This is a genomic window from Pseudomonas emilianonis, from assembly GCF_023072625.1.
Lineage (GTDB): Bacteria > Pseudomonadota > Gammaproteobacteria > Pseudomonadales > Pseudomonadaceae > Aquipseudomonas > Aquipseudomonas paraveronii.
Map to the genome: position 1 here is coordinate 1 of NZ_JAKNRV010000394.1, position 4,461 is coordinate 4,461.

Sequence of the window (4,461 nt, forward strand, 5' to 3'; positions counted from 1 at the left end):
GCCTGGAAAGCGGCGGCGGCTCAAACTCTGCGCAGTACGAAAGCAGCCTCACCTGCATCGACGCCCAACAAAACTTCCGCCCGCTGGCCAACACCTATCGCCCTATCGTCAAAGGCCCGCAGACCGCCCTGGTGGTCGGCCCCAAAGGCGAAGAAATCTGGACCGACCAGTACGGCCGCGTGAAGGTGCATTTCCACTGGGACCGCCACGACCAATCCAACGAAAACAGCTCGTGCTGGATACGTGTGTCGCAGTCCTGGGCCGGCAAGAACTGGGGCTCGATGCAGATCCCACGGATCGGCCAGGAAGTGATTGTGAGCTTTCTGGAAGGCGACCCGGACCGGCCGATCGTTACCGGGCGGGTGTATAACGCGGAGCAGACGGTGCCCTACGATTTGCCGGAGAACGCGACCCAGAGCGGCATGAAAAGTCGTTCGAGCAAGGGCGGCACGCCGGCCAACTTCAATGAAATCCGCATGGAGGACAAGAAGGGGTTGGAGCAGTTGTATATCCATGCCGAGCGGAATCAGGACATTGTGGTGGAGGTGGATGAGAGCCATTCGGTGGGGCATGACCGGAACAAGAGTATTGGGCATGACGAAGTGGTGACAATTGGCAACGACCGCGTGCGTGCGGTCAAGCACGACGACATGCTCATGGTCGGCTTCAGCAAGACCGACGCAATCAGCCAAAGCTACTTGATCGAAGTGGGACAAAACCTGCGCCTGGTCTGCGGAAAAAGCGTGCTGGAGCTCAATGCCAGTGGCCAGATCAACCTCACCGGCGTGCAGATTAACGTGTATTCCGAGGGCAATACTGAAATCAACACCGGGGGCAACCTGCACCTGAACATCGGCGGAAAAGCAGGCACGACGCCTATGGGCCAAGGGGTCAAGGGCGAGATAGATGCCGCCGTCAATTCCATGTTTCCCAATCCGCCTCCCAACCAATAACGAGATTCCGTTTCATGACCTATCAACTCAATGAACTGCAATTCACGCTGCCCAGCGATGACGTTCAAGATGCTTCCATCAATATCCTGAAGTTCGCCGCTCTGGGTACGTCGTTGATTGTCAGCCGTAGCCTTCTAGGTGATGGTGAGACGCTGCAAAGCAACTTCGAAGAGCAACTGGCGAAGCTGGAGAAGCAGGTACAGGACTTGCGCTACCAACCGGCCAAGGCACTTCGTGTGGGCGCCGCGCAGGATATAGACGCCATCGAAGTGCACAACCAGTTCAGCAAGGGCACCGAGCGGATCCATCAATACCAGTTAGCGCTTGTGATACCCGGCACTCGGCAGATGCTTGCCCTGAGTTATGTCAAAGCCCAACCCTTGGGCGATGCGGAACGCGCCCATTGGGCAACCATCAAAAGCACCTTGCAGCTGAATCCCAAGCCTTGAAGTCCCTAATAAATGTCTGACGCTCTCTGGGCGGCACGTCTCGGCGACGGCCTGCTGCACACCTCGGTGATGGCCGACATCCTGGGCGGCGTGCTGGAAATTGCGGCCAACATCGCTATTACGGCCGTCGCCACTGCTGCAATTGTGGCCGCCACCGGTATTACGGTCGTAACCGGCGGGCTAGGCTGCTTTGTGCTGGGTGCAGTGGTGGGCATCATCGTCGGCATAGGCATGAGCAAGACGGGGGCGGACAAGGGACTGACAAAGGTTTGTGACTGGATAGGCAATGCGTTATTCCCGCCGGTGGTAATGGCAACAATCGCCACCGGCTCCCACAACACCTTTACCAACGGTATCCCGTCTGCACGTGCCGCCGGTGCCATTGGTCCGGTCAGCCCGCAACCTACCGAAGGCGGAAGCCCCGAAGAATCCAGCTACTTGGACATGGCCAAGGGCTTCTTCTCACAGATGTGGCGCCCGACCGTCGCCGTTCCCGCACCGGGAGCAGTGCCCAAGCCACTGGACATCGTGATCTGCACCAAGCATCCACCGATGCCTCCGCAATTTATTGCCGAGGGCTCCAGCAAGGTCACCATCAACGGCCAACCGGCAGCGCGCAGTGGTGATCGCAGTACCTGCGATGCGTCAATTGTTGAATCGGGGATGATCTCCAGCAACGTGCGCATTGGTGGCGGCCCGGTGGTGGTCCGCGAGATTCGCAGCGGTAAGACTCCAGGCGTAGGGTTGGCGGTGACCGCACTGTTGATGCTGCGCGGTGGCGGGTCGAAATTCTTCAGCAAATTGCCGTGCATGGTGGTCGGCGGCCTGGTGTCGTGGGGCACCAGCCAGGTGACCAATGCGATCACCTCAGCCGTGGTGGGCTCCCCCAACCCGGTCCACAGCGCGACCGGCGCAAAGATTCTTGATGGCGAAGACGATCTAGACTTCGCCCTGCCCGGTTTGTTGCCGATTGAGTGGCAGCGTTATTACAGCAGTCGTGATGAGCGCAGCGACGGGCTTTTCGGCGCCAGTTGGAGCGTGATTTACGAAGTCTTCGTCGAAATTGACCTGCATCCCGACGGCGGCGAGCGCCTGATCTACACCGATGAGCAGGCGCGGCAGATCGACATGGGTGTCATTCCCTTGGGTGGTGCCGTATTCAGTGCCGGCGAAGGCTTGAGCGTGCGGCGCAACACCAATGGACAGTTACTGATTGAAACGGTGGATGGCTTGTATCAGCTGTTCGAGCCGGAGCCGGGCAACCCATCGCACCTGCGCCTGAGTCAGTTGGGAGATCGCAACGACAACCGGATCTACCTCGACTACAACGCCAGCAACCGCCTCGTGCAACTGCGCGACACCTTTGACCTGGTGCGTGTTGAATTGGTGTACAGCCCTCTATGGCCCGGGCGCGTATCACAGATTGAGCGTGTGTATCCCGATCACACTCGCGAGCAGTTGGTGAGCTACGAGTACGACAAACATGGCGATCTGGCGCTAGTGCGGGACGCTGGCGCGCAGGTGCAGCGGCGCTTTGCCTATGACGCCGGGCGGCGCATGGTCGAGCACCAATTGCCCACAGGGCTGCGTTGCTATTACCAATGGGCCTGCGTGGAAGAGAGCGAATGGCGTGTGGTCCGGCATTGGACCGATGAGGGTGACCACTATCAGTTTGACTATGACCTTCACGCCGGGATCACACGAATTACAGATGGCCTGCAAAGAGTCAGCACTCGACGCTGGAACCCACAATTCCAGATTACCGAGTACACCGACAACCTCGGGCAAACCTGGCACTTCGAATGGAATGATGAGCGCCAGTTACTGGGGGCCACCGACCCTCAGGGCGGGAAATGGCAGTTCAGCTACGACGAGTCCGGCAACCTGTGTACGACCGAAGATCCATTGGGCCGTATCGAATCGACACTGTGGCTGGAGCACTGGTCATTACCACTCGTGGAGACCGACGCCGCCGGCCAAGCCTGGCAGTATCAATACGATCAACGAGGTAACTGCGTCAGTGAGATCGACCCGCTGGGCCACATCACTCGATACCGCTATGACGCTTTCGGCCAAGTGGTCGAAATCGTCGATGCCACTGGAAAGTCCAAAACCTTGCGCTGGAACGAGTTCGGGCAGTTGGCTCAGCACACCGACTGCTCGGGCTACCCAACCGCCTTTGAATACAACCGTCAGGGCTTCTTGCAGGTGGTCATCGACGCCCTCGGCGAGCGCGTCCAGTATCAGCACGACAGCCAAGGCCGGTTGCTGCAAACCGAACTGCCGGACGGGCGCACTGAACAATACCTGCGTGACACCAGCGGCCAACTCACCGCTTACATTGATGCCGCAGGCGCCACCACGCGGTATCAGTACGGGCGGCGCGGCCAGGTGCACCGGCGTATCGATGCCCATGGCCGACAGATCGAATTCCGCTATGACGCCTATGGCCGCCTGCAAACTCTGACCAACGAAAACGGCGAGCATTATCGTTTTGCCTGGGACGAGGGCGACCGGCTCAGCGAACAGCAGGACCTTGACGGTAGCGCACGACGTTATGCCTATGACGGCCTTGATAACGTGGCTGGCGTCGAATACGTGCCCGTGGATGACAGGCTGACGACACAGCCCTCCATAGTGCATCGACTGGAACGCGATGCCGTCGGCCGCCTGCTGGTGAAAGAGACGAGTGACGGTCGTACCGAATACGCCTACGACCCGGTAGACCAACTTACTGCCGTCACCTTCAACGGCAACGACGGCAATGCGCAGGCCCTGGCTTTTGCCTACGACCCTTTGGGCCAAATGCTCACCGAACAAAGCGCCGCCGGTAGCCTCAACTATCACTACGACGAACTCGGCAGCCTGATCCAAACGCAACTGCCCGACGGCCGCTGGCTCAATCGCCTGTACTACGGCAGCGGCCACCTGCACCAGATCAACCTCGATGGCAGGGTGATCAGCGACTTCGAGCGCGACCGCCTGCACCGCGAGGTCCTGCGCACCCAGGGGCAAATCACCACCCGCAGCGAATACGACCGCAGCGGACGCCTGCGCTC

General features: G+C 59.5%; 3 protein-coding genes. All 3 read left to right on the forward strand.

Annotated elements, in window-relative coordinates; all coding sequences use genetic code 11:
- On the forward strand, positions 1 to 953 hold a 953-nt coding region (tssI, locus tag L9Z73_RS26015), incomplete at its 5' end, for a type VI secretion system tip protein TssI/VgrG (protein ID WP_247407296.1).
- Between the two features lie 14 nt (positions 954 to 967).
- Positions 968 to 1,402 (forward strand): DcrB-related protein, encoded by a 435-nt coding sequence (locus tag L9Z73_RS26020; RefSeq protein ID WP_247407299.1) that lies wholly within the window; start codon positions 968 to 970, stop codon positions 1,400 to 1,402.
- Between the two features lie 12 nt (positions 1,403 to 1,414).
- A partial coding sequence (locus tag L9Z73_RS26025; RefSeq protein ID WP_247407304.1) for a DUF6531 domain-containing protein occupies positions 1,415 to 4,461 on the forward strand: 3,047 nt, incomplete at its 3' end.